Source organism: Streptomyces sp. NPDC096152 (assembly GCF_044763235.1).
Lineage (GTDB): Bacteria > Actinomycetota > Actinomycetes > Streptomycetales > Streptomycetaceae > Streptomyces.
Map to the genome: position 1 here is coordinate 599367 of NZ_JBIWFW010000004.1, position 22426 is coordinate 621792.

The following is a 22426-nucleotide window of genomic DNA, read 5'->3' on the forward strand; positions in this document are numbered from 1 at the left end:
GCCCGGCCCGGCATGCCCCCGTCCGGGCGACCCCGCCCAGGGGAGCCGGTCCAGGAGTCCCGGTCCAGGGGGCCGGACCGACGGGCCCGGCCAGGAGCGCCTCGCGGGGTCAGCCGACCGGCAGGACGGGAGCGCGGTCCGGCAGGAAGCGGTGGGTACGCCGGGACAGCCACGCGTCCTTGTAGCGGTCCACGCTCCGGTGCCAGTTGAGGATGCCCGCCATCCAGTTCTGCAGATCGGTCACATAGCCCCGCATGACCTCGCGCGCCTTTTCCGACAGCTCGAAGTCGTCGTACACGACGGGCAGTTCATGGGCGACGACATGCTCGAACTGCCGCATCCGCTGGGTCATCAGGTCGTGGACCACGGCGAGCCCGGCCGGGTAGTCGACGCCGAAGAAGTTCTGCACCACGAGCACGGCGTTGTGGATCTCGCCCTCGAACTCGATCTCCTTCTGGTACGAGAACACGTCGTTGAGGAGGCAGGCGTAGTCGACGGCCGCGTTCTCCAGCGAGCGGACCGGGCCGCTGCGGTAGACCTCGGGCGGGAGGTCCGGGCCGTGGCCCATCCGGCAGAGGCTCAGGGTGAGGTCGGCGCCGAAGGTGGCGCGCCGCATCTCCAGGTAGTCGACCGGGTCGGGGATGCGGTTCTGGAGCTGGTTGGACAGCTCCCACACCCAGCTCTCGGTCATCACGTCGATCGCATGCTTGAAGGTGCGCCGCTGGTCCGGGGTCATCTCCGCCGTCGTGCGCGCCCACAGGTCGCACAGGGCGCGCTCCATGGCGTTCACCGGGACGAGCGCCGCCTCCCCCTCCACCGGCATGCACGCCGACAGCCGGGCCGTGGTCAGCCTGGCGGCGGCCAGGTCGCGCCGGTGCCCGAAGACCAGCGGGTAGTAGTCGTCGCCGTAGGTGCCGAAGGCGAGCCACTGCGCGCTCAGGTCGAGTGCCTCGGGCGTGGCGTCCGGGTCGAGGCCCGCCGAGCACAGCGCGAGGTCGTAGGCGGCGAGCTTGTCCTCGTCCCACACACCCTCACGGAGGATGCCCGTGCGGTGGCTCCACTCGACGAGCCGGCGCCTGGCGCCGTCCAGATGTCCGCTGAGCTCCACCGGATAGGGCATGTACAGGTCGGGGATGCGGGCGGGTCCGACCCGCTGGTACGGGACGTGCGTGTAGGCGCGCGACCTCCCCCACTGCCTGAACGGCGTGGGAGGTGCCCCCATGGCACCGGCCGCGGCGAGCAGCGTGCCGACGTCGGCGGCCGAGGTGCCGGGACCCGTGGGGTGGTGCCGGGGTGTGGTCGGCCGCGCCCGCTCGTTCATGTAGCGGCTGGAGCGCATGTGCCACTCGTGGCCGCCGGACTGCCAGTCCTGCAGGCCCTTGGCGTACGCCGCCACCGCCGCGACCTCGCCGGGGGTGAGACCCTGCTCCGCGGCCAGCGCGGGCACTTCGGTGAGCGCGGTGTGCTCGAACTGGTGCAGGCGCGAGGTGAGGACGTCGTTGACGGTGTCGGCGGCCTCCTGGGTGGTGCAGCCGAAGAAGGTCTCCAGGACGAGCACGCCGTTGCTCAACTCGCCCTCGTCCTCCACCTCCCGCTGGTAGGAGAACAGGTCGTTGCGCAGGTGCACGGCGTCGGAGAAGGTCTCCATCAGCACCCTGAGCGGCCTCGATCCGGCGACGGACGCGGGCACTTCGGCGGTCGCGTACTCCACGAGCCCGGCCGACCAGGGGGCGCCGCCGACCTTGCGGCGCATCTCGATGTACTCGACCGGGTTGGCGACCCGGCCCTCGTTGATGTTGGACAGCTCCCACAGGGACTCGTTCAGCAGGTGCTCGGTGGCGACCGCGAACCGCCGCCGCCAGTCGGCCGACATGGCCGGCACCGTGCGCGCCCACAGGTCCGCGAGGCCCGCCTCGACCGGGTTGCGCGGCTCCGGGACGGGGGCCGACGGGTCGAGCGGCATGAACAGCGGCAGCCGGTCCAGGTACGCCTTGCCGCCCGCACGGTCCTGGCTGCGCTTGAAGGTCTCCAGGAAGTGGTCGTCGAAGAAGAAGACCCACACGTACCAGTCGGTGACGAGTGAGAGCGCGGGTCCGTCGCAGTCGGGGTGGGTGTAGGCGCAGAGCAGTCCGTAGTCGTGCGCCTCGAGGTCGGCCTGCTCCCAGATCCCGGACCCCTCCAGCATGCCCATCTCGCGCGCCCATCGCGTCGAGTGGGCCCGGGCCTCGTCGACGTTCGGGTTCAGGCGCGCGGGATACGGCAGGTAGAAGTGCGGGAGTTCGAAGGGCTGGTGCGTCATGGCCGGGCCCTACCCGTGGCGCTCCGGCGGCATCCGCCCGCCCGGACGTGATCACACCATCGCGTGAACCGGTCGGTGAACAGGGGACATTCGCCCCCGCGTCCACCGTCCGGCCTCTTGCCGCCCCCTGCTTCCCGGTCCACGGTGGTCGTATGACGACCTTCGTGCTTCCTCATGAAGTGCACGGCGACGGCGCCCACAAGGTGTTCGCCGTGCACGGCTGGTTCGCCGACCGGTCCGCGTACGCGGCCGTGCTGCCCGATCTGGACCGCGAGCACCTCACCTACGCGCTGGTGGATCTGCGCGGCTACGGCGAGGCCAGGGACGCCGCCGGGGCGTACACGACCTCCGAGGCGGCCCGGGACCTGGTGGACCTGGCCGACCGGCTCGGCTGGGACCGCTTCTCGGTGGTGGGGCACTCGATGGGCGGCGCGGTCGCGCAGCGGCTGCTCTCGGCGGCTCCGGACCGGCTGCGGCGGATCGCCGGGGTCTCCCCCGTGCCCGCCTGCGGCCTCGACCTGCCGCCCGGCCAGTGGGAGCTGTTCGCGGACGCGGCGGACCGGCCGGAGAACCGGCGCGCCATCATCGACTTCACCACCGGCGGCCGCCGGCCCGCCGCCTGGCTGGACCGCATGGTCGCCCGGTCGCTGGAGCGCAGCGACTCCAAGGCGTTCCGCGCCTGGCTGGACTCCTGGGCCGGGGAGGACTTCCACGACGGGGTGTGCGGGGCCGGCGTACCGGCGCTCGCCGTGGCCGGGGCCCTCGACCCCGCGCTGTCCGCCGCGCTGCTCCGGCAGACCTGGATGAGCTGGTACCCGCGGGCCGAACTCCACGAGATGGCCTCGGCCGGGCACTACGCCATGGACGAGACCCCGCTGGAACTGGTCCGTGTGGTGGAGGACTTCCTGCGCGCCGACGACGGCGAGAGGGCGTGACGACGCGCGCGGCCCCACCGGTTCCGGACGTGTTCGACCCGCGCCGGTACGGCGCCGGGGTGCCGTACGCCGCCTACCGGGTCCTGCGCGACCATCATCCGGTGGCCTGGCAGGAGGAGCCGGAGGTGCTGGGCTGGCCGGCCGGGCCCGGGTTCTGGGCGGTGACCCGGCACGCGGACGTGGTGCGTGTGCTGAAGGACGCGGCGACGTACTCGTCGTGTCTGGGCGCCACGCAGATCCGCGATCCGGACGCCGGGGACCTGCCGTTCATCCGGCGCATGATGCTCAATCAGGACCCGCCCGGACACGGACGGCTCAGGCGCCTGGTCAGCCGGGCGTTCACCCCGGGCCGCATCGAGCGGTTCGCGGCGGTCGTGGAGGAACGGGCGCGCGCCCTGTTCGCGCGGGCCCTGGAGACGGCCCGGGCGGCGGACGGCACCGTCGACCTGGTCACCGCCGTCACGGACGACTACGCCCTGCTCAATCTCGCGGACCTGCTCGGTGTGCCGGAGCGGGACCGGAAGCTGCTGCTGCACTGGACCCAGCGGGTCATCGGCTACCAGGACCCGGACGAAGCCGGCGCCCCGGTGCGGGACGCGGCGGGCAGGCCGGTCAATCCGCGCTCACCGGCGATGCTGGGCGACATGTTCGCCTACGCCCGGGAACTGGCCGCGTTCAAACGGCGGCACCCGGCTGACGACGTGCTCACCACGCTCGCCCACGACGGCGAACTCGCGGGCGCCGAGCTGGAGATGTTCTTCTTCCTGCTCACGGTGGCGGGCAACGACACCGTGCGCAGCGCCGCCCCCGGCGGGCTGCTGACGCTGGCCGAGCACCCGGAGGCGTACCGGCGGCTCCGGGCGGGCGAGGTGGAACTCGGCTCGGCGGTGGAGGAGTTGCTGCGGTGGCATCCGCCGGTGCTCACCTTCCGCCGCACCGCCGCGCGCGACACCGAGCTGGCCGGCCGCCGGATCCGCGCCGGTGACAAGGTGGTCGTCCTCCACGGCTCGGCCAACAGGGACGAGCGGGTCTTCTGCGCACCGGACCGGCTCGACCTCGCTCGTGGGCGCAATCCGCACGTCTCCTTCGGGGACGGCCCGCACGTCTGCCTGGGCGCGCACTTCGCCCGGCTGCAGCTGCGGCTGCTGTACGCCGAGGCGCTGCGGGTGCTGCCGGCGCCGCCGGAGCTCGCCGGACCGCCCCGGCGGCTGGTGTCGAACTTCATCAACGGGCTGAAGTCCCTGCCCGTGCGTGTCGCCTGAGACCGGCGTACGCGCGGACCGCGGGCGCCCGCCGCGGTCCGCCGGGCGCGGTCACGTCCTGACCTGGATCAGCGCATGGGTGCCGCCGACGCGCCAGCGCCCGCCCTCGGCGGCGTCCAGCGCCGCCTCGGTGTCCGCGTCGAGACCGCAGATCACATCGGACTTCAGGGTGCGCAGGGCGGCCACCGGGCCGGGGAAGGGGGTCGTGAGGTCGGCGAAGGGGGTGGTCGGGGGCCAGAGCCGGTCCCCCACCAGCCGCCGGTAGTTCAGGTCGCCCTTCAGCACGGTCAGCGCGGCCGCGGCGAACTCCCCGCGCAGGTCGCCGGGCATGTCCGCGTACGGCAGCGGAGCGCAGGAGAAGGGGTGGGCCCGCACCGTCAGGCGGCCGTCGGCCATCGCCGACCACAGGCACCGGCCGTAGCCGGCGGCCGCGCCCGGCGCCGCCAGCAGCCGGCGCACCGCGTCGACGACATCGGCGGTGGTCGCGTCGGAGACGTAGTACGGGTACGGCTTGACGTGCACGACCGCCCGCCCGACCCGGCCGTGGTCGAGGAGGTGGGCGACGAGGAGGAGGTCGGGGACGAGTTCACGGCCGGCGTTGTCGGCGATGAGGCAGAGTGTGCCCGTGCCGGAGGGCGGCAGCAGCTGCCAGAGGGCGTCGCTGTCGTCGGCGACCAGTCCGGGGGCGGCCCGGTCCGCCTCGGCACCGGCCGCCGACAGCCGGAAGCCGAGGTCGGCGCGGTTGCCCCAGAGGGAGCCGTGCAGCAGCGCCCGCGCCCGCTCCTGGGCCGGTTCGCCCTCCAGTCCGTCGAGCGCGGCGAGTTCCTCGTCCGTCTCCCCGGCGTCGAGTTCGGCGAGCTTGGAGGGCCGGAAGGGGTCGATGCCCTGCCAGGGGCCGGGGCCGAAGTAGCCGACGGCGTCGAGGAGCCGGCGGTAGAAGTAGCTCTCGGACCACAGCCACGGCACGTCGAACCAGGACCGGCCCGCGTACGAGTCCAGTCCCCAGTCCCGCCAGCGGTCGCGGTCGTGCGCGTCGGCGGGGAGCGGTTCGACGACGCCTTCCGTGCAGCTCTCCAGCAGGGCGTCGAGGGCGCGGTGCTGCTCGGGGCCGTAGGGGAAGGCGTCCCGCACCTGCCGGATGATGGCGGGGTGCCGCTCGGCCAGCACGCTGTGCGGGAACGAGCCGGGCTCGTTGCCGAGCAGCACGGGCGCGGACGGGATGTCGGGCATACGCCTCACCGTACCCCGCCGGTGTCCGCGTCCCGATCTTCCGCTCCCCGGGGCTCGCCGGAGTCGTCACCGCCCGCCGGGGTCGTCGCCGCCCCTGGAATCGTCACCGCCCCCGGAGTCGTCACCGCTCGCAGGAGTCGTCACCGCCCCGGAATCGTCACCGCTCGCCGGGATCATCACCGCCTCCGGAGACGTCACCGCCCGCCGGATCGTCACCGCTCCTCGGCGCCTCATCGCTCGACGGCGTCGCCGCTCCGGCCGGCCGGTCAGACTGCGGCGATCTCCCGCTCCAGCTGGGTGGCGAGGGTGAGGTAGCGCGGGCGCCGGTGCACCGGGACCAGGCCGCGGATCAGGACGTGCCACATCTCGGCGGTCCGGCGCGGCAGCCGCGCCGCCGGTTCCAGCGGCCGGCCCGCGATCCGGGTGCCGACGAAGAAGCAGACGAGCGAGTGCGCGACGGCGTGCACGTCGACGTCCGGGTGGAGGTCGGACTCCCGGACCGCGCCGAGGAGTTTGCGGGTGGCGATCTCCAGCCACTCGGTGAACGGGTGCCGCAGCGGCGGCCGCACCTCGACCCCGCCGGTGGCCAGTCGCAGGCCGGCCCGGGTGACCGGGCCCTCGACGGTGAGCCGGGTCAGCGCGAAGGTGATGCGGATCAGCGCCTCCAGCGAGGAGCAGCCCCGCTCGTCCACCTCGCTCGTCACCCGGCGCGAGGCCCGGGACTGCAACTCCATGATGGCGTGGGCCAGATCCTCCTTGGCCGCGAAGTGGAAGTACAGCGCGCCCTTGGTGACCCGCGCGTGCGCCACGATGTCGCTGAGGCTGGTCCGTTCGTAGCCGTGTAGGTCGAACAGGTCGGCGGCCGCCGTGATGATCGTCGCGCGGGTCTGCTCGGCGCGTAACTGCCTCGGCATCGACAGAACACTCCCGGGGCTTGCAAAGAACGGGACATGCCGTTTGTTTCTGACTCCCCGTACACGATAGCTCACCAGCCCGCGGCGTTCACCACGCAGGTGAAGACGGTTGCCCCCTCCTGGATTCCGGTGACGCGTATCTCGCCGCCGCTCGTGGTCTCCGCCTCGATCCACGTAGGCAGGTCCAGTTCGGCGTAGCGGTGGAAGGTGGCACGGAAGGCCGCCTGCGGCCGGTCGGCGGGCATGCGCAGACGGGCGGCCTGGCGGGCGCCCTCCAGCAGGAGCATGCCCGGCACGTGGTCGAGCGGATGGTCGAAGAAAACGGGATGCTCGGTATCCACACGCAGTTGCCAGCGGTCCTCGTCACGCGTCGGCGCCAGGACCACGTCGGCGGGCAGCGCGCGGTGCACGTCGGCGGCCGGGAGGCCGGGAGGGACGGGCAGGGCGGTCACACCCTCGACGGTTCGGCCGCCGCGCAGCCGGCGGTAGGCGGACTCTCCGACGCTGGTGAAGGCGACGTGCGCGGCCGCCACCCGCTCCCCGTCACGGCGCACGTCCACCTCGTAGGTGAGGGAGGCGGAGCGCCGGCTGCCGGAGCGGGAGAAGTGGACGTCCAGGTCGGTTTCGGCGGGCAGGGGACCGACGGCGAGCTGCGCCGGGTACGTGGTGACGCGCAGCTCCTGGAGCACGAACTGGTGGGTCAGCGGCACGTCGTACTCGGTGTGGGCGAGCAACGTCCCGCTCTGGCGGACGGTTTCGACCACGAGCAGCGGCTCGTAGGCGGTCCGGTCCGGCGACACGTGTAACTGGTGGGCCCGCGGCCACTGCGCGGTGACGGTGAAGTGGTCGTCGCCGTTCCTGGCCCATCCGGTGAGGAAGGTCTCGGCCACCGCCGCGCGGTGCACGAGCTGGCGGGGTACGGTCGCCGTCAGGACGGCCCCCGGATCGGTGGCCGCCGCCGGGAACTCGGCGAGCTGCCGCAGTTGAGGCATGTCCCCTCCTGGGTCCCCTGAAAGCCTTGGCGGACGGCGAGTTGCCCGCGCCGGTGAGCGCTAGAATACGAGCCGACCGGTTTGTTTTCAATGAGATCGGGTGGACCGGACCTGTGCGCGGCCGGTCCGGCGCACGGGCGGCGACCGGCCGACTCGGCGCAGTGGAGGGGTTCTTGTGGCGAAGCAGGAGCGCGCCATCAGGACGCGCAGGGCGATCCTGGAAGCGGCAGGTGCGGTCTTCGACGAGCACGGCTACACGTCCACGACCATCGCCATGGTGCTGGAGCGGGCCGATGTCACCAAGGGCGCCCTGTACTTCCACTTCCCGTCCAAGGAGTCCCTGGCCCAGGCGGTGCTGGACGAGCAGGTGGACTTCGGTGCGGTGCCGCCGCGGTCGAGCAAGCTGCAGGAGATCATCGACACCACGTTCGTGGTGGCCCGGCGCCTGCTCGGCGACGCCCTGCTGCGCGGCAGCGTCCGGCTGACCGTGGACCAGTGCGCACCGCCCGGCGTCGACCACACCGGGCCGTTCCTCCAGTGGGCCGAGCACCTCATGGGGCTCATGGAACAGGCTCGCGAACAGGGGGAGTTGCTGCCGACCGTGGAGCCGCGCGAGACCGTGGAGCTGCTGGTCGGCGCGTTCGCCGGCATCCAGTTGATGTCGCGGGCCCTGACCGGCCGGGACGACCTGGGGCACCGCATCTCCGTGCTGTGGGGGCACATCCTGCCGAGCCTCGCGGTGCCGGGGCTGCTGCGCCGCCTGGACGCCGAACCCGACCGGGGTGCACGGGTGCTGGCCGCCCTCGGGACCGGCGAATCCTGAGCCGTGATCCTGCTGACCGGTGGGACCGGCACCGTCGGACGTCTGGTGGCGCGGCGGTTGTCCGGCGTGGCGCCCGTGCGGGTGCTGACCCGCGATCCGCGCCGGGTCGCTCCCGGCCCGCAAGTCGAGACCGTCGCGGGGGATTTCGGCGATCCGCCGAGCCTGGAACGCGCCCTGGCCGGGGTGCGGTCGGCGCTGCTGGTCACCGCGGACCCGCTGACCCCCGCCCACGACGAGCACTTCGTGACGGCGGCGCTCCGCGCGGGAGTACGCCATGTGGTGAAGCTGTCGGCGCTGGCGGTGACCGACGCCGGGGCCACGGATCTGATCACCACCTGGCAGCGCGAAAACGAGCGGCTGCTGCGGGAGTCGGGGCTGTCGTGGACGATGCTGCGCCCGCGCGCCTTCATGTCCAACACCCTGAGCTGGGCCCGCTCCGTACGGGAGGAGGGCGTGGTGCGCGCGCCCGGCGGACACGCGCCCAACGCGACGGTCGACCCCCGGGACGTGGCCGAGGTCGCGGCGGCCGCGCTGCTGGACCCCGACGGCCACACGGGCCGCTCCCACGCCCTCACCGGCCCGGAGTCGGTGAGCGCCGCCGAGCAGACCCGGGTGCTGGCCGAGCTGCTGCAACGGCCCGTGCGCTTCGAGGAATTGGCACCGGACACGGCGCGCGGGCTGCTCCGCGCCCGCTACCCGGCGCCCCTGGCCGACGCCCTGCTGGAGAGCGCGGCGCGCGGACGGTCCGGCGCGAAGGCCCGGGTGCATCCGACGGTGGAGGCGCTGCTCGGCCGCCCGGCGCGCGACTACCGGGACTGGGCGGTGGACCACCTGGAGGCGTTCGGAGGCTGAACCCGGACGGGCGCCGGGGACCCCGCGGGCTCTCCCCCGCACCGGGTCTGAACGCGCGAGGCGCGTCTTCCGTACTGCATGGAACAAACCGTTCCCGCGCCGGCCGAGGAGACGTCCCCGTGACTCGGATGACCGCCCCCCTCAGGGTCACTGGAGCCGCCGCGGCGGCGTCCGCCCTGCTCACCGTGTGGGCGGCGGTTCCCGCCCAGGCCCATGGCGCCCCGACGGACCCGGTCAGCCGGGTATACGCCTGTTCGCCGGACGGCGGCGACGCCGGTACGGCGGCCTGCCGGGCGGCGATCGCGGCGAACGGCGCCCCCTTCACGGCGTGGGACAACCTGCGGGTGGCGAACGTGAACGGCAGGGACCGCGAGATGATCGCGGACGGGAAGCTGTGCAGCGGCGGTCTGCCCGCCTACAAGGGGCTCGACCTCGCCCGCGCCGACTGGCCCTCGACCCGTCTGACGCCGGGGGCGAAGCTCACCCTGAAGTACGCCTCCACGATCCCGCACGAGGGCACCTTCAAGCTGTACCTGACCAAACCCGGTTACGACCCCACGAAGCCGCTGACCTGGTCCGATCTGCCCGCGCGGCCGTTCGCCGAGGTGAAGGACCCGGCGTTCGCGGGCGGTGCGTACCGCATCGGGGCCACCCTGCCCGCCGACCGGACGGGCCGCCATGTGCTGTTCACCGTCTGGCAGAACAGCAGCACGCCGGACACGTACTACTCGTGCTCCGACGTGGTGTTCGGCAAGGGCACGGGCGGGACGGGCACGGTCGGGACGGGCACGGGCGGGCGCACGGCGTCGGGCGGCGCGTCGGCCGGGCGGGGCGGCACGGCCGCGGCCCCGGGAACATCCTCCCCGGAGGGCTCGACCGCGGCCGCCCCTCGGTCGGGCGGCGGCGCGAACACCGACACCGGCCCCGTGGCCGCCACGGCAGGTACCGGCTCGGGTCCGTCCGCGCCGATGCTGGCGGGCGGCGCCGCCGTGGTGCTGGTGCTCACCGGGGGCGCCGCCCTGGCGCTGCGTCTGCGCCGACGCTGAACCTCGTTATCGCACTGCTCAGTTGACGAAGACGGGTGCGCCCGCGTCGGTCACCGGTGCGTACTTGGCGGTGAAGAAGCCGCTGCTGAAGCACAGCGACGAGCCGGACACCTTGCTGAACTGCTGGTTGGTGAAGGTGATGCCGTTGTCGGCGTTGTCTGCCCCGCCGCTGAGGCCGGGGGCCTGGTAGACGCAGGTGACGCCGCCCAGCAGGGTGCGCAGCTTCACCGTGGTCTGGACGGTCGAGCCGCTCGCCGGAGCGACGGCGAGGGTGCCGTCGGAGGACACGGTCGTGGTGTACGGCAGGTTGTCGACGGTGATGCTGTTGACGCCGAGCACACCGGTGACGTTGCTGGTGCAACTGGCGGGGTCGAAGGTCTGGGCGCTCACCGATTCGGTCGCCGTGCCCGGTGCGGCGGGGTTGTCCGTCACGGACGCGGTGAAGGTCGACGAGGTGCAGGAGACGCCGCTGGTGCCGGTCGCGCTGGAGCGGAGCGTGGCGGTGGTGCCGCTCGCCAGCTGGGCGGTGAGGGTGTCGCCGACCGCGACGGCCGCCCCGCCGGCACTCCCGGTGGTGAGCACCGGGGTGCCGGCGGCGGAGGCGGTGCCGAACGCGGGGAGCGAGAGTGCGGCGACCGCGGCGGCGAGGGTGAGGAGGGGACGCGTACGCATGCGGGTACCTCGTTTCTGGAGTGGGGGGGGTGGTGCGAGGGCGGGACGCTGTGAGGCGTCCACCGGCGCGGAGCGCCGAAGGGGAAAGGCGTCCGCGCGGGTGCCAGGGGGGATGGGGGGATGCGTGCTGGGCGTCACGAGAGCGCACGTCGGCAGGGCGGAGTCCGGGAGGGCACGCGGTCGCGCCGCGCGGCGGATCCGGCGCCACGGATCCGGGAGGGCCAGGCAGAGTTGTAGACCTACTCGCCAGTCAACGTCAAGGCAAAGCAAGGGAGTTGACATCCCCAGGGGTCGGTACGACCCGCGGACCGGGCAGGCGGCACACAATCGCCACGCAACTTTTACAAGCACCTTGACCCGCAAATGTAACCACCGGTAACTTCCTCGACGGCTACTGCTGCGTAATGAGAAAGCCCTTGCATCCACCGGGAGTCGCGAGGGCGCCGCGCCGCAGCCGCTGTCCGCGCCAGGGCAACGGGCCGCCGCACTCCGACCGCACTGACCATGCCCATGGGAGTAGAGAAATGGCCTCGTCCTCGGACCCCACGTCGTCCGCCGGCAACACCCCCGAGCAGCCGGAAAGCGGTTCCGTCACCGAGACGCCCGCGGCGTCCGGGACGGCCGACGGCACGGAGAGAGGCGGCCGGGTCCGGCTGCGCCGTGCCGCGATCCTGGCCGTACCTGCGACGCTGGTCGCCGCGGGGCTGGCGGTGCTCACCGCCCAGGGAGCGCTGGGCGTGCAGTTCGCGATCTCCGGGATGCCGTTCACGGTCACCGCGACGGAGCTGAACGGCACGGGCTTCGAACAGTTCGGCGCCCTGGACAACATGGCCGAGGACAGCCCCAACGCGGGCGACACCGGCGGTCAGGTCCTGGTGGTGACCTCCGCGATCAAGAAGGCGACGCTGACCAAGCTCTGCCAGAGCGTCGACCTCGGCGGCACGAACCTGCTCATCACCGCGGGCAGCGGCGCGGACAAGGTGACCGCCGCCGATCTGACCACCGACTCGACCGAGCTGTCGGGCGACGCCGCGTTCGACAACATCGAGATCGGCAACGACGCGAGCATGCTGACCAAGGCGGGGGTGCGGGGCCCGAAGGGCGTGTTCAGCCAGCAGGCGGACACCGTCCGGATCGCCGACCTGCGGCAGACCAACTACGCCACCACCGCTGGCGTCTTCAAGCTGCCGGGCCTCAAGCTCCGCTTCAGCGGCTCGGGTTGCTGAACCGATGACGCACGACACGCGGCCGGGCACGCCGGCCCGGTCCCGCCGGGACGCACGGGGGGCCTTCCGCCGGTGGCGGGCCCGCCGCCCCTTCTGGGGCGGGCTGCTGCTGACGCTGGGCGGGGCGGAGATCCTGCTCACCGAGAAGGCGTCCCTGAAGGTCGTCATGCACATCGGTATGCAGGGTCTGGCCGGGTACCTGCTGCCCGCCCTGATGCTGCTGTGCGGTCTGCTGACCCTGTTCAACCCGGCCCAGCGGCTGTTCTACTCCCTCGTAGGCATCCTGCTGTCCCTCGGCACCTGGCTCACCTCGAACCTGGGCGGCTTCTTCCTGGGCCTCCTCCTCGGCGTGACCGGCAGCTGCCTGGCCTTCGGCTGGCTCCCGGACCAGGAGCCGCGCCGCGGGCGCAGGCAGCGCCGGAGGGAGCGGAAGGCAGGGGGCGGGGTCCGGAACACGGTCCGCCCGCCTGCCGGTCCGGCTCAGGTGTAGGGCAGCCGCAGCACCGACAGACCGCCGGTGCCGAGGAGGTTGTCACTGTTGCCCAGCGCGCTCCAGACCTTGGCCTGCACGGTTCCGCCCTTCAGGTCGCACGCCGTTCCGCTCGCCGAGGCGAGTCCCGCCTTCTCGGTGTAGTGCTCCCAGCCGTTCAGCGGGTCGGTGGCGAAGTACCGGTAGGTCTCCACGCGTTCGAAGTCGCCGTCACCGGTGCAGTCGTACGACACCTGGAGCTGGACCGCGTTGCCCACGACCTGCTTGGCGTCGACGGCCAGGTCGAAGGTGAGGGCTCCGCCGTCGTACTTCAGGTTCAGCCCGTCGGCCTTCAGCGTGTACGGCTTGTACGGGGTGCCGTCGTGGTTGACTCCGTCGGCGGAGGCCACGGTGGCGCTGCCGGCGCTGCCGGAGGTGCTCGCCAGGGTTCCGTCGCTCTGCGGATACAGCGTCGGCGACGAGGCGGTGCCCGTCGGGGTGGGCGTGGGGCTCGAGGTCTCGGTCGGGGTCGGGGACGGGCTGTCCGTGGGGCTGGTGGTCGGCGTCGGGCTCGGCGGAGTGCCGCCCGCGGCGCTGCCGCCGCTCCAGTCGAGGGCCCCGGAGGCGACCGTCCTGCCCGCGGGCACCTGCACGGTGGTCCCGTCGGAGAAGTGCACCGTCGCGTCCTCGGACAGTACGTTGGAGGCGACGTAGGTGCGCGCGCCGTCCTTCACGAAGACCGAGGCCAGGGGATTGTCGGCCGTGACACGGGTGTCCACGGTGCCGAGTGCGGCCAGGTTGCGGATCCAGTGGAAGGTGTGGGCCTTGCTCTCGCCCTCCTCGGAGGTGAAGGAGTTGTTGGCGCGGAAGGCGGCCAGGGCCGCGTCGCCGTCGCCGAGGGCCAGGTACTCGTACCAGATGTCGGTCCAGATGGACGGCTGTGTCTTGCCGCTCTGGTCCAGCATCTCCTTGTAGTTGGCCTTGACGTAGGCCGGGTCGCTGCCCAGGTAGAGGTGTCCGCCGGTCACCGGCAGCAGGTTGATGCCCTGGATCTGCTCGGGAGCGCTGGAGAACCAGGTCGAGTAGGCCCCGCCGTTGCTCCAGACCATGCCGACCTCCTTGTGCGGGAAGTCGCTCGGGTAGATCTGGTCCTCGGTGTCGAACCAGTAGTCCTGAATGGCCGCGGCCTGCGTGGTGTACATGTAGATGCCGGCGTCCCGGACGGCCTTGTTCCCGGTCGCGATCCCCCACTGGATGAGCGCGTTGTCGAAGTTCATCCCCTCGGACGAGGACTCCTGGTTGTTGCCGGCGGCGAACGAGCCGTGGCCGGAGGCCCAGTCGTGGCCGCTGTAGATGTCGAAGTCGCGCAGGTAGGGGAAGCGCTTGTCGGTGCGGTCGTAGTTGTTGGCGTCGCGGATGAGCAGGTCGACCATGCCGCCGTAGTGGCTCGCGTCGGCCCAGGTGGGGTCGAACTTGGCGAGGGTCGCGGCCGCGGCGACGAAGTAGCCGTAGTGGAAGTGGTGGTCGTTCAGCTCCTGGTCGGACCCGTAGGAGGCCGGGTAGCCGATCAGGGTGCCCCACTTGTCGTCGTAGTAGAACAGGTGGCCCGTCTTGTCCTGGGACGCGGTGAACCAGTCCGTCAGTTTGGACCGGATCGCGGAGAGGGCGGCGTCGCGCACCTCCTTGTTGCCGGTCTGGTCGGCGATCTCCGCCAGGCGCGCGGCCCGGCCGAGGCCCTTGCCGGTCCAGTAGGTGTCGTCGCTCTGCTGGCGGGTGGGATCGGCCTTCTCCGCGTTCAGGTAGTTCTGCAGCGTGGCGGCGTCGGCCCCGGAGCCGTCGGCGACGGCCGGCACCTCGGGCAGCACGCCGTGGAAGACCATCGAGGTGGTGAAGGACGTGATGCCGGTGAGCACCTTGAGCGGACCGCGCGAGGAGACGTACTTCTGCGGCAGCGGGGTGCCACCGGCGAGGTGGCGCCACTGGTGCGGCAGCAGCGCCGCGACCGTGCCCGTCCCCGTCCCCTCCCGGGCGGTGGTGGTGAGGCGGTACGTCGTGGTGACGGTGCTGTCCGCCTCGTCGTACCGGTACGAGACCGCGGTTCCGGTGACGTGGTTGTGGGCGTACTTCGCGTACTCGTCGGCGAGGGCGGCCCGGTCGGCGGCCGGGGTGGAGGGCGTGGTCGGCAGTACGGCGACCGAGAAGTAGTCCTTGCCCGCGAGCGAGGAGGTGAAGGTGGAGCCGTCGACCGTCCAGGTGGCGCCGGTCGGGGCGAAGGCGACGTAGTCGTGGCCGTTGATCGTGTAGCCGATCGTCGAGCCGGAGCGGGACCACACGTCGACGGTCGCGTCGGAGGCCGCCTTGATCCGTGCGTCACCGCCGGTCGCCCGGAAGTAGGCGAACGGCAGACCGGAGCCGATGGTCGCCCGCAGGGTGTGCGCCCCGTCGCTCAGGTAGGGGCTGACGGTCCAGTCGCTCCAGTCGTCGACCTTCACCTCGGGGGCGGCCAGACCCGAGACACCGGCGACGAAGTCCTCCTGGTAGTTGAAGTGGTACTCGCCCACGCCCTTGGCGCCGCCGGATATCGCCGGCTTGGTGCTGTAGGAGAAGCCCAGTCCGCCCGACTGGGCGCGGAAGCCGAGGGGCTGGGCGAACAGGGGTTCCCCGTAGGCGCAGTTGGTGCGCTTCCAGAGGATCGACGACCACCAGTCGTTGGTGGGTACGGCACCTGACGGGGCGTTGGCCGTGACCCAGTGGCGTGGATTGGTGGACAGGTCCGCGCAGCCCGAGGGCAGCGGGCCGGGCGCCTTGGTGGTGTAACTGCCCTGGCCCACCGTGTCGGCGTCGGCCGTGCGGGGAGTGAGGACGGCCAGGGCCGCGCCGAGCAGGGCGGCGACGGCCAGGAACACCGCCGCGCGCCGGTTCAGCGCCGTTCTGTGGGGCTGATCGCTGTCTCTTGACATGTGTGGGCATCTCCCGAACGTGGGGTCGCGCGTGCGCTCCGGCACGCGACGAGGTCGAGGACATGGAGACGTGCACCGCTCCCAGGTTGGGTTTGAGAGCGCTCTCAGAACGTTGAGGCTAGGCAGGGCCTGACAACGCGTCAATACATCGCGCAATCACCGTTTACCGGACGGTCATCCCTTCGCAACAGGGGGATGGTGGGGCGGAGGGACATCTGAAGCGGGCAGGAGTTGTGAGAGCGCTCTCAGACGTGCCTCCGGCCCACCGGCAGCGGCACGGGCCCGGGCGAAGACGCCCGGGCCCGTGTGCTCCCTCTGGTCGGCTCGTCGGCTCGTCAGCCGAGGCCGGCGGACTTCAGCCAGGCCTTGGCCGCGTCCAGCGGGTCCTTGTTCTGCGACTGCACCTGGGTGTCGAGGTCGAGCAGGGTGGCCGTGTCCAGCTTGGCCGAGACGGCGTTGAGCGCGTCGACGCCCTTCTGGTTCAGGCCCGACTTGTAGACCAGCGGCTGTACGTTCTCGAACCCGAAGAGGTTCTTCGGGTCCTGCAGGACGACGAACTTCTCCTTGGAGATGGTCGGGTCCGTGGTGAAGACGTCCGCGGCCTGCACGGTGTTCTTCTTCAGCGCCGCCTGGGTGAGCGGGCCGCCCGCGTCGAGCGCCTTGAAGGACTTGAACTCCAGCCCGTAGACCGACTTCAGGCCGACCAGACCCTGCTGCCGGGTCTGGAACTCCGGCGATCCGCCGAGGACCATGTCCTTCGCGGCGTCCTTGAGGTCCGCGACGGAGGACTTCTCCGTCAGGCCGTACTTCTTGGCGGTCTGCGCGTTGACCGTGACGGAGTCCTTGTCCTGCGCGGGCGCCGGCTTCAGCAGCGTCAGCTTGGGGTCCAGCTTGGAGTTGATGGCGGCCGTCGTCGCCTCGACCGTCTTCGGCGCGGCCTTCTTGTCCAGGTACGCCAGCAGCGCGCCGTTGTACTCGGGCAGGACGGTGACGGAGCCGTTCTTGAGCAGGCCGTAAGTGGTCTCGCGGCTGCCGATGTTGGGCCGGTAGCTGACCTTGAGGCCCTTGGCCTTCAGGGCCTCGCCGTAGATGTCGGCGATCAGGATGCTCTCGGCGAAGTTGTTGGAGCCGACGACGACGGTGTCGCCCGCGGCCTTCTTCTCCGCGAGGGGGTTGTCGCTCTTGCCGCCGGACGACGAACACCCCGCGACGAGCGCCGCGGTGACGGCGAGGACGACGGCGGCGGCGCCGGAGCGCTTCGTGGTTGACCTGGTGCTCTTCGTGTGAGAAGTCACGGTTCCCGTTCCGGGCTGAGGAGTTGGCACGTCGTATTCCGATCCAATCCAGGGGGTTCTCGGTCAGTCAAGTGCGGCCGGGTCACCGATCGGCCTCGATGGACGCTCTCCACCCGAGGGAGGTCGGATACCCGCCCGCGGGTCAGCCGCTGCGGCGCACCCCGGGCGACACCGCCCAGCGCGCCACCGCCCAGAACAGCGCGAGCGTGGCCAGCGCCAGCACGGCGACCAGCGCGGCGCCGCCGACGACCTTCTCGTAGTCGCGCTGGTAGAGGCCGTCGACGATGTAGCGGCCGAGGCCGCCGAGGCTGACGTAGGCAGCGATGGTGGCCGTGGAGACGATCTGGATGGCCGCCGAGCACAGGCCGCTCAGGATCAGCGGGAGCGCGGCGGGCAGTTCGACGTGGAAGAGGATGCGGGACTCCCCCATCCCCATGCCCCGCGCGGCGTCCACCGGCGAGGGGTCGACGGACCGCAGCGCCTCGTACGTGGTCACGAGGATCGGCGGTACGGCGAGCACGACCAGCGGGATCATCACCGGCACCAGGCCCAGGCCGAGCACGATGAACATCAGCACCAGCAGGCCGAAGCTGGGCAGCGCCCGCCCGGCGGTGGCGATCAGGGCGAGGGCGTTGCCGCCGCGCCCGTAGTGGCCCGTGACCAGGCCGACCGGGAGTCCGATGAGGGCGGCGAGCGCGAGGGCGATGAGGGAGTACCGGATGTGCTCCCCCACGCGCGTGGGGATGCCGTCGTAGCCGTGCCAGTGGGCGCTGTCGCCGAAGAAGGCGTTGACGAAGTGCAGTACGTTCACCGGGCGGCGTCCTCCAGGGCGGGCGCGGCCGCTTCGGGCCGGGCCTGGGTGGTCCGCGTAGTGCGGCGGCCGGTGCCGCGCGGCATCCAGGGGGTCAGCGCGAGGCGCAGGAGGACCAGCGCGGCGTCCGCGAGGACCGCCAGGGCGGCGGTGGTGACCACGGAGTTCACCGCCAGCTCGGGCCGGTTGTAGATGTTGGCGTCGTGCAGCAGGTTGCCCAGCGCGCCCTGGTTGCCGATCAGCATCCCGACGCTGACGAGGCTGATGCTGGAGACGGTCGCCACACGCAGCCCGGCGATGATCGCGGGTGCGGCGATCGGCAACTGCACCTGGAGATAACGCCGTACGGGCCCGAGGCCCATGGCGGTGGCCGCGGCGAGCGTCTCCCGCGGCACCGAGCGGACCCCCTCGACGATCGCCGGGACGAGCACGACGAGGCTGTATACGGCGAGCGGGATCATCACCGTGACCTCGGTCTGGCCGGTGTAGTCGATGAGGACGACGAAGAAGGCCAGCGAGGGGATCGCGTACAGCACGGTCGTGACGCCCAGCACGGGCGGGTACAGCCAGCGGAACCGCACGCACAGCTGCGCGATCGGAAGAGCGGCCAGCAGGCCCGCGAGCACCGGCAGCAGGGCCTCGCGCAGGTGCAGGCCGATCAGGCCGAGCCAGCTGTGCTGGAGGTCGCTCGGGATGTCGAAGAAGCGGTTCATCGGGCGGCCTCGGCGTCGGCACGAGCGCCGGCGTCGACCTCGGCTTCGGCGCCGGCGTCGGCGCGGCCCTGGGCGTGGGCGCTGCGGATCGCCTCGCCGATGGTCGCCTGCGAGACGACGCCGGCCACCCGGCCGGTACCGTCCACGGCGACCGCCCAGCCGGTCGGCGACAGCACGGCGCCGTCGAGCGCGGCGCGCAGCGAGTCCCTGCCGTGGGCGAAGGGCCGCCCGTACGGCAGGAGCCGGGCGGGATCCACGTCCCCGGCGGTCAGCGCGGCGGGCTCGCTCCAGCCGAGCGGCCTGCCGTCCGCGTCCGTGACGAGCAGGTAGGGCGCGTCCGTCGCGGCGCGGGCGGCGATCTGCTCGGCGGTGGAGTCCACCGCGACGACCGGTGCCGTCGTCAGCTCCAGTTCCGCGGAGGCGAAGAAGGACAGCCGGCGGATGCCGCGGTCGGTGCCGAGGAAGTCCTCGACGAAGGCGTCCGCGGGCGCGGACAGCAGTTCGGCGGGCGGCGCGAACTGGGCGAGCCTGCCACCGGTGCGCAGCACCGCGACCATGGTGCCCAGCTTGATCGCCTCGTCGATGTCGTGGGTGACGAAGACGATCGTCTTGCCCAGCTCGGCCTGGATGCGGAGCAGCTCGTCCTGGAGTCCCTTGCGCACCACCGGGTCGACGGCGGAGAACGGCTCGTCCATCAGCAGGACCGGCGGGTCCGCGGCGAGCGCCCGCGCCACGCCGACGCGCTGCTGCTGGCCCCCGGAGAGCTGGTACGGATAGCGTTTGGCGAGCGCGGAGTCGAGCCCGACCCGCTCCATCAGCTCCGCCGCCCGGGCGCGGGCCCGCTGCCTGCCCCAGCCGAGCAGCCGGGGGACGGTCGCGATGTTGTCGACGATGGTGCGGTGCGGGAAGAGGCCCGCGTTCTGGATGACGTAGCCCATGGACCGGCGCAGGGCGTTGACGGGCTGCTTCCTGATGTCGGCGCCGTCGAGAAGGATGGCGCCCTCGGTAGGCTCCACCATCCGGTTGATCATGCGCAGGGTCGTGGTCTTGCCGCAGCCGGACGGGCCGACGAGGACGGTGATGGAGCGGTCCGGGATCTCCAGCGAGAGCCGGTCGACCGCCACCGTGCCGTCCGGATACCGCTTGGTGACTGAATCTATCCGTATCAAAACGCCGAGTGCCCTTCGGGTCTGGCGGGCTTTCCCCGCTCTCGCCCACGGTCGCGCGGGCCGTGCCCGGAGAGTCTAATAGGATCTGTCCGGCCGATCATGCCGCAGGCGCGGGGTCTGGCACGCACTCCCCCAAGCTCTTCGAGCAGGGGGCACCCCCAGCCGCGTTGTCGTCACTCGCCGACGCTCCGCGTCGACTCCCTCCTCCGCCTTGCATCTGCACGCACCAGACCCCGCTCGCCGGCGTTGACCGGTCACCCTCGCCCTCCCGCGACTTGATCGGCCGGACAGGTCCTGGTCGCCCGAAGTGGCCGGCCCCCGGCGACGCGCGGCCCGGCGTCGAACAGAACACCGGGCCGGGCGTACGACCGTCAGTGGGCCCCGGGGCCTCCGCTGCCGAAGGACCCGCTGCCGCCCGGGCTCCAGCGGTGCCGGTGCTGGTCGTGGCTGCGCCGGGTGCCGGTGGCGTGGAGTTCGTACGGCATGAGCCGCGACCCGTCGTCGGCGTGTGCGTGCACCTCGTCCGGCTCCCTCAGCTCCCGGATCTCGTGGACCGCCCCGGTGACCGGCAGGTGCGGCTGTTCGGCCTCGCTGGGCCGGTCGGGCTCCCTGAGCATCACCCTGATGCCCAGCCAGACCGCCCAGACCAGCCCCCCGACCACGACGAGGAGCCCGAGGATGAAGGCCGTGACCACCGCCCAGGAGTGCGGCGACGCGGCCAGTACGACGTTGGAAGCTGTGACCATGTTTTTCCCACCCGCCTCCGCCGAGGAAAGTGAAGAGTGCCGGTGACGCGCAGAACGTCACCTGTGTCACACAGTGTCCCACCGTCCCGGTCAGCCGCAAAGCGCGGAGCCGCCCGGGCCGGGCACCGCCCTACTCGTCGGCCGGCGCCAGCCGCAGCGAGATGCTGTTGATGCAGTACCGCTGGTCGGTCGGGGTGGGATACCCCTCACCCTCGAACACGTGTCCGAGATGCGATCCGCAGCGTGCGCACCTGACCTCGGTGCGCACCATTCCGTGCGAGTGGTCCGCCACCAGCTCCACGGCGTCGGTGTCCTTCGGGTCGTAGAAGGACGGCCAGCCGCAGTGGGACGCGAACTTGGTGGTGGAGGTGAACAGTTCGGCCCCGCAGGCCCGGCAGGAGTAGACGCCCTCGGTCTTGGTGTCGGTGTACTCACCGACGAAGGCGGGCTCCGTGCCGGCCTGGCGCAGCACGGCGTACTCGGCCGGGGTCAGCTCGGCCCGCCACTGCTCGTCCGGCTTCTCGACGTCGTACGGCATTCGCCCTCAGCCCCTCACTTCGACAGACGGTCAAGGATGCGCGGCCCGAGGTCGGTGACGTCGCCCGCGCCCATGGTGAGAACGAGATCGCCGGGCTTGGCCATTCCCGCGATCACGTCCGGCACCTCGGCCTTGTCGTGCACCGCCGTCACGTCGGCGTCCGCGGCCCGGGCGGCGGCGATGATCAGCTCGCTGGTGACACCGGGGATCGGGTCCTCGCGGGCCGGGTAGATGTCGAGGACGACGGAGGCGTCCGCGAGGGCCAGTGCCTCGCCCATCTCCTTGCCGAGCTCCTGGGTGCGGGAGAACAGGTGCGGCTGGAAGACCACGTGGATGCGGGCGTCGCCGACCGCCGCCCGCATCGCCTCCAGGTCGGCCGTCATCTCCGTGGGGTGGTGGGCGTAGGAGTCGATCACCTGGACGCCGGCCGCCTCGCCCTTGAGCTGAAGGCGCCGCTTGACCCCGGTGTACGCGGCCAGCGCGGGGGCCAGTTCCGCGGCCGGGACGCCGAGGGCGGCGCCCGCGGCGAGCGCGGCGACGGCGTTGTGCGCGTAGTGGCGGCCGGGGACGGAGACGGTGAAGGTGAGTTCGGCGCCGTCCAGCAGGACGGTGACCTCGCTCTTCAGGCCCTGCGGCACGACGGACAGGATCCGCACGTCGGCGTCCGGCGCCTCGCCGTACGTCACCGTGCGCACCGAACCGGCCAGCCGCCGGGTGAGTTCGCGCGCGCCCTCGTGGTCCGAGGTGATCACCAGCGTGCCGCCGGGCACGATCCTCCCGGCGAAGGCCTCGAAGGACTCGTAGATCTCGTCCATCGAGGCGTAGTTCGCGTGGTGGTCGAGCTCGACGTTGAGGACGATGGCGACCTCGGGGGCGTACTTGTGGAAGCTGCGGTCCGATTCGTCGGCCTCGGCCACGAAGATCTCGCCCTCGCCGTGCAGCGCGTTGGAACCGGGGGCGTCGAGGTCGCCGCCGATGGCGTACGACGGCCGCAGGCCCAGCTCGGTGAGCGAGACCGCCAGCATGGAGGTGGTGGTGGTCTTGCCGTGGGTGCCGGCCACCGCGATCGGGCGCAGGCCGGTCATCAGCGCGGCGAGCGCGTCGGACCGGTGGACCACCGGGATGCCCAGTTCGGCGGCGCGGGCCAGCTCCGGGTTGTCCTCGCGGATCGCCGAGGAGACGACCACGCAGTCGGCGTCGTCGGCGAGGTGCTCGCGGGCGTGCCCGATGTGCACGGTCGCCCCGAGCGCCCGCAGCGCCTCGGCGGTCGCCGACTCCTTGGCGTCGCTGCCCGTCACCTTCGCCCCGCGCTGGGCGAGGATCTTCGCGATGCCCGACATTCCGGCGCCGCCGATGCCGATGAAGTGCGGTCGGTCCATGGCGGTAGGAAGGCCGGGTGCCATGCGCGTTTCTCCCCAGGTGGTACGACGAGCGGTACGACGACGGTCGCGCCCTCCGGCGGACGACGGTCGCG

General features: G+C 72.0%; 20 protein-coding genes. 7 read left to right on the forward strand and 13 right to left on the reverse strand.

From position 1 onward, the window contains the following. Positions 1-109: 109 nt before the first annotated feature. Positions 110-2299, reverse strand: a complete 2190-nt coding sequence (gene cyc2 / locus ACIQ9G_RS17200; protein ID WP_403609752.1) for a germacradienol/geosmin synthase Cyc2 — start codon at positions 2297-2299, stop codon at positions 110-112. Positions 2300-2451: 152 nt separating this feature from the next. On the opposite strand from cyc2, the gene ACIQ9G_RS17205 reads away from it, so the two are divergent. Together ACIQ9G_RS17205 and ACIQ9G_RS17210 are read left to right on the forward strand one after the other, a co-directional pair. Continuing rightward, positions 2452-3234: an alpha/beta fold hydrolase gene (locus ACIQ9G_RS17205; protein WP_403609755.1), complete on the forward strand. Its 783-nt coding sequence runs from the start codon at positions 2452-2454 to the stop codon at positions 3232-3234. Further along, positions 3231-4496: a cytochrome P450 gene (locus ACIQ9G_RS17210; protein ID WP_403609757.1), complete on the forward strand. Its 1266-nt coding sequence runs from the start codon at positions 3231-3233 to the stop codon at positions 4494-4496. The genes ACIQ9G_RS17205 and ACIQ9G_RS17210 overlap by 4 nt, the downstream gene beginning before the upstream one ends. A gap of 51 nt (positions 4497-4547) precedes the next feature. Here ACIQ9G_RS17210 and ACIQ9G_RS17215 read toward each other — a convergent pair whose 3' ends face one another. The 3 genes from ACIQ9G_RS17215 to ACIQ9G_RS17225 form a co-directional block, all read right to left on the reverse strand. Next, positions 4548-5726: a damage-control phosphatase ARMT1 family protein gene (locus ACIQ9G_RS17215; RefSeq protein WP_403609760.1), complete on the reverse strand. Its 1179-nt coding sequence runs from the start codon at positions 5724-5726 to the stop codon at positions 4548-4550. 266 nt (positions 5727-5992) lie between these two features. After that, positions 5993-6640 (reverse strand): ScbR family autoregulator-binding transcription factor, encoded by a 648-nt coding sequence (locus ACIQ9G_RS17220; RefSeq protein ID WP_403609763.1) that lies wholly within the window; start codon positions 6638-6640, stop codon positions 5993-5995. A gap of 71 nt (positions 6641-6711) precedes the next feature. After that, on the reverse strand, positions 6712-7632 hold the full coding sequence (locus tag ACIQ9G_RS17225; protein ID WP_403609765.1) for a ScbA/BarX family gamma-butyrolactone biosynthesis protein: 921 nt from the start codon (positions 7630-7632) through the stop codon (positions 6712-6714). A gap of 175 nt (positions 7633-7807) precedes the next feature. Between ACIQ9G_RS17225 and ACIQ9G_RS17230 the strand changes: the two genes are divergently transcribed. From ACIQ9G_RS17230 to ACIQ9G_RS17240, 3 genes are all read left to right on the forward strand, one after another. Continuing rightward, entirely contained in the window at positions 7808-8455 is a 648-nt protein-coding gene (locus ACIQ9G_RS17230) for a ScbR family autoregulator-binding transcription factor (RefSeq protein ID WP_403609768.1), read from the forward strand. A 3-nt stretch (positions 8456-8458) separates the two neighbouring features. Next, entirely contained in the window at positions 8459-9307 is an 849-nt protein-coding gene (locus tag ACIQ9G_RS17235) for an NAD(P)H-binding protein (protein ID WP_403609770.1), read from the forward strand. A 128-nt stretch (positions 9308-9435) separates the two neighbouring features. After that, the gene (locus ACIQ9G_RS17240) at positions 9436-10353 is read left to right on the forward strand and encodes a lytic polysaccharide monooxygenase (protein ID WP_403610076.1); all 918 of its coding nucleotides are present in this window, start codon (positions 9436-9438) and stop codon (positions 10351-10353) included. Between the two features lie 18 nt (positions 10354-10371). Here ACIQ9G_RS17240 and ACIQ9G_RS17245 read toward each other — a convergent pair whose 3' ends face one another. Beyond that, entirely contained in the window at positions 10372-11025 is a 654-nt protein-coding gene (locus ACIQ9G_RS17245) for a Tat pathway signal sequence domain protein (RefSeq protein WP_403609773.1), read from the reverse strand. Positions 11026-11549: 524 nt separating this feature from the next. Here ACIQ9G_RS17245 and ACIQ9G_RS17250 point away from each other — a divergent pair. Both ACIQ9G_RS17250 and ACIQ9G_RS17255 read left to right on the forward strand, forming a co-directional pair. After that, complete coding sequence (locus tag ACIQ9G_RS17250) at positions 11550-12251, forward strand: DUF6230 family protein (protein WP_403609776.1); 702 nt, start codon at positions 11550-11552, stop codon at positions 12249-12251. A 4-nt stretch (positions 12252-12255) separates the two neighbouring features. Then, entirely contained in the window at positions 12256-12741 is a 486-nt protein-coding gene (locus tag ACIQ9G_RS17255; protein ID WP_403609778.1) for a DUF6114 domain-containing protein, read from the forward strand. On the opposite strand, the gene ACIQ9G_RS17260 is transcribed toward ACIQ9G_RS17255, so the two are convergent. The 8 genes from ACIQ9G_RS17260 to murC all read right to left on the reverse strand — a co-directional run bounded on the left by ACIQ9G_RS17260 (position 12732) and on the right by murC (position 22355). After that, positions 12732-15680 (reverse strand): glycosyl hydrolase, encoded by a 2949-nt coding sequence (locus ACIQ9G_RS17260; protein WP_403609781.1) that lies wholly within the window; start codon positions 15678-15680, stop codon positions 12732-12734. The two genes, ACIQ9G_RS17255 and ACIQ9G_RS17260, sit on opposite strands and share 10 nt — an antisense overlap. 335 nt (positions 15681-16015) lie before the next feature. Continuing rightward, positions 16016-16975, reverse strand: a complete 960-nt coding sequence (locus ACIQ9G_RS17265; RefSeq protein WP_403609784.1) for an ABC transporter substrate-binding protein — start codon at positions 16973-16975, stop codon at positions 16016-16018. 142 nt (positions 16976-17117) lie between these two features. Further along, complete coding sequence (locus ACIQ9G_RS17270) at positions 17118-17786, reverse strand: ABC transporter permease (RefSeq protein WP_403609786.1); 669 nt, start codon at positions 17784-17786, stop codon at positions 17118-17120. After that, on the reverse strand, positions 17783-18499 hold the full coding sequence (locus ACIQ9G_RS17275) for an ABC transporter permease (RefSeq protein WP_403609788.1): 717 nt from the start codon (positions 18497-18499) through the stop codon (positions 17783-17785). Before ACIQ9G_RS17275 ends, ACIQ9G_RS17270 begins: the two co-directional genes overlap by 4 nt. Further along, positions 18496-19668 (reverse strand): ABC transporter ATP-binding protein, encoded by a 1173-nt coding sequence (locus tag ACIQ9G_RS17280; RefSeq protein ID WP_403609791.1) that lies wholly within the window; start codon positions 19666-19668, stop codon positions 18496-18498. The genes ACIQ9G_RS17275 and ACIQ9G_RS17280 overlap by 4 nt, the downstream gene beginning before the upstream one ends. Positions 19669-20039: 371 nt before the next feature. Next, positions 20040-20414, reverse strand: coding sequence for a DUF6479 family protein (locus ACIQ9G_RS17285; RefSeq protein WP_403609793.1), 375 nt, complete (start codon positions 20412-20414; stop codon positions 20040-20042). 130 nt (positions 20415-20544) lie between these two features. Continuing rightward, complete coding sequence (gene msrB, locus ACIQ9G_RS17290) at positions 20545-20952, reverse strand: peptide-methionine (R)-S-oxide reductase MsrB (RefSeq protein WP_403609796.1); 408 nt, start codon at positions 20950-20952, stop codon at positions 20545-20547. A gap of 14 nt (positions 20953-20966) precedes the next feature. Further along, the gene (murC, locus tag ACIQ9G_RS17295) at positions 20967-22355 is read right to left on the reverse strand and encodes a UDP-N-acetylmuramate--L-alanine ligase (RefSeq protein WP_403609799.1); all 1389 of its coding nucleotides are present in this window, start codon (positions 22353-22355) and stop codon (positions 20967-20969) included. Positions 22356-22426: the final 71 nt, after the last annotated feature.

Coding starts and splice junctions, on each gene's coding strand:
- ACIQ9G_RS17225 (WP_403609765.1), bottom strand. CDS start 7,632: ATGCCTCAACTGCGGCAGCTCGCCGAGTTCCCGGCGGCGGCCACCGAT.
- cyc2 (WP_403609752.1), bottom strand. CDS start 2,299: ATGACGCACCAGCCCTTCGAACTCCCGCACTTCTACCTGCCGTATCCC.
- ACIQ9G_RS17285 (WP_403609793.1), bottom strand. CDS start 20,414: ATGGTCACAGCTTCCAACGTCGTACTGGCCGCGTCGCCGCACTCCTGG.
- ACIQ9G_RS17205 (WP_403609755.1), top strand. CDS start 2,452: ATGACGACCTTCGTGCTTCCTCATGAAGTGCACGGCGACGGCGCCCAC.
- murC (WP_403609799.1), bottom strand. CDS start 22,355: ATGGCACCCGGCCTTCCTACCGCCATGGACCGACCGCACTTCATCGGC.
- ACIQ9G_RS17255 (WP_403609778.1), top strand. CDS start 12,256: ATGACGCACGACACGCGGCCGGGCACGCCGGCCCGGTCCCGCCGGGAC.
- ACIQ9G_RS17215 (WP_403609760.1), bottom strand. CDS start 5,726: ATGCCCGACATCCCGTCCGCGCCCGTGCTGCTCGGCAACGAGCCCGGC.
- msrB (WP_403609796.1), bottom strand. CDS start 20,952: ATGCCGTACGACGTCGAGAAGCCGGACGAGCAGTGGCGGGCCGAGCTG.
- ACIQ9G_RS17250 (WP_403609776.1), top strand. CDS start 11,550: ATGGCCTCGTCCTCGGACCCCACGTCGTCCGCCGGCAACACCCCCGAG.
- ACIQ9G_RS17260 (WP_403609781.1), bottom strand. CDS start 15,680: ATGTCAAGAGACAGCGATCAGCCCCACAGAACGGCGCTGAACCGGCGC.
- ACIQ9G_RS17245 (WP_403609773.1), bottom strand. CDS start 11,025: ATGCGTACGCGTCCCCTCCTCACCCTCGCCGCCGCGGTCGCCGCACTC.
- ACIQ9G_RS17275 (WP_403609788.1), bottom strand. CDS start 18,499: ATGAACCGCTTCTTCGACATCCCGAGCGACCTCCAGCACAGCTGGCTC.
- ACIQ9G_RS17240 (WP_403610076.1), top strand. CDS start 9,436: ATGACCGCCCCCCTCAGGGTCACTGGAGCCGCCGCGGCGGCGTCCGCC.
- ACIQ9G_RS17220 (WP_403609763.1), bottom strand. CDS start 6,640: ATGCCGAGGCAGTTACGCGCCGAGCAGACCCGCGCGACGATCATCACG.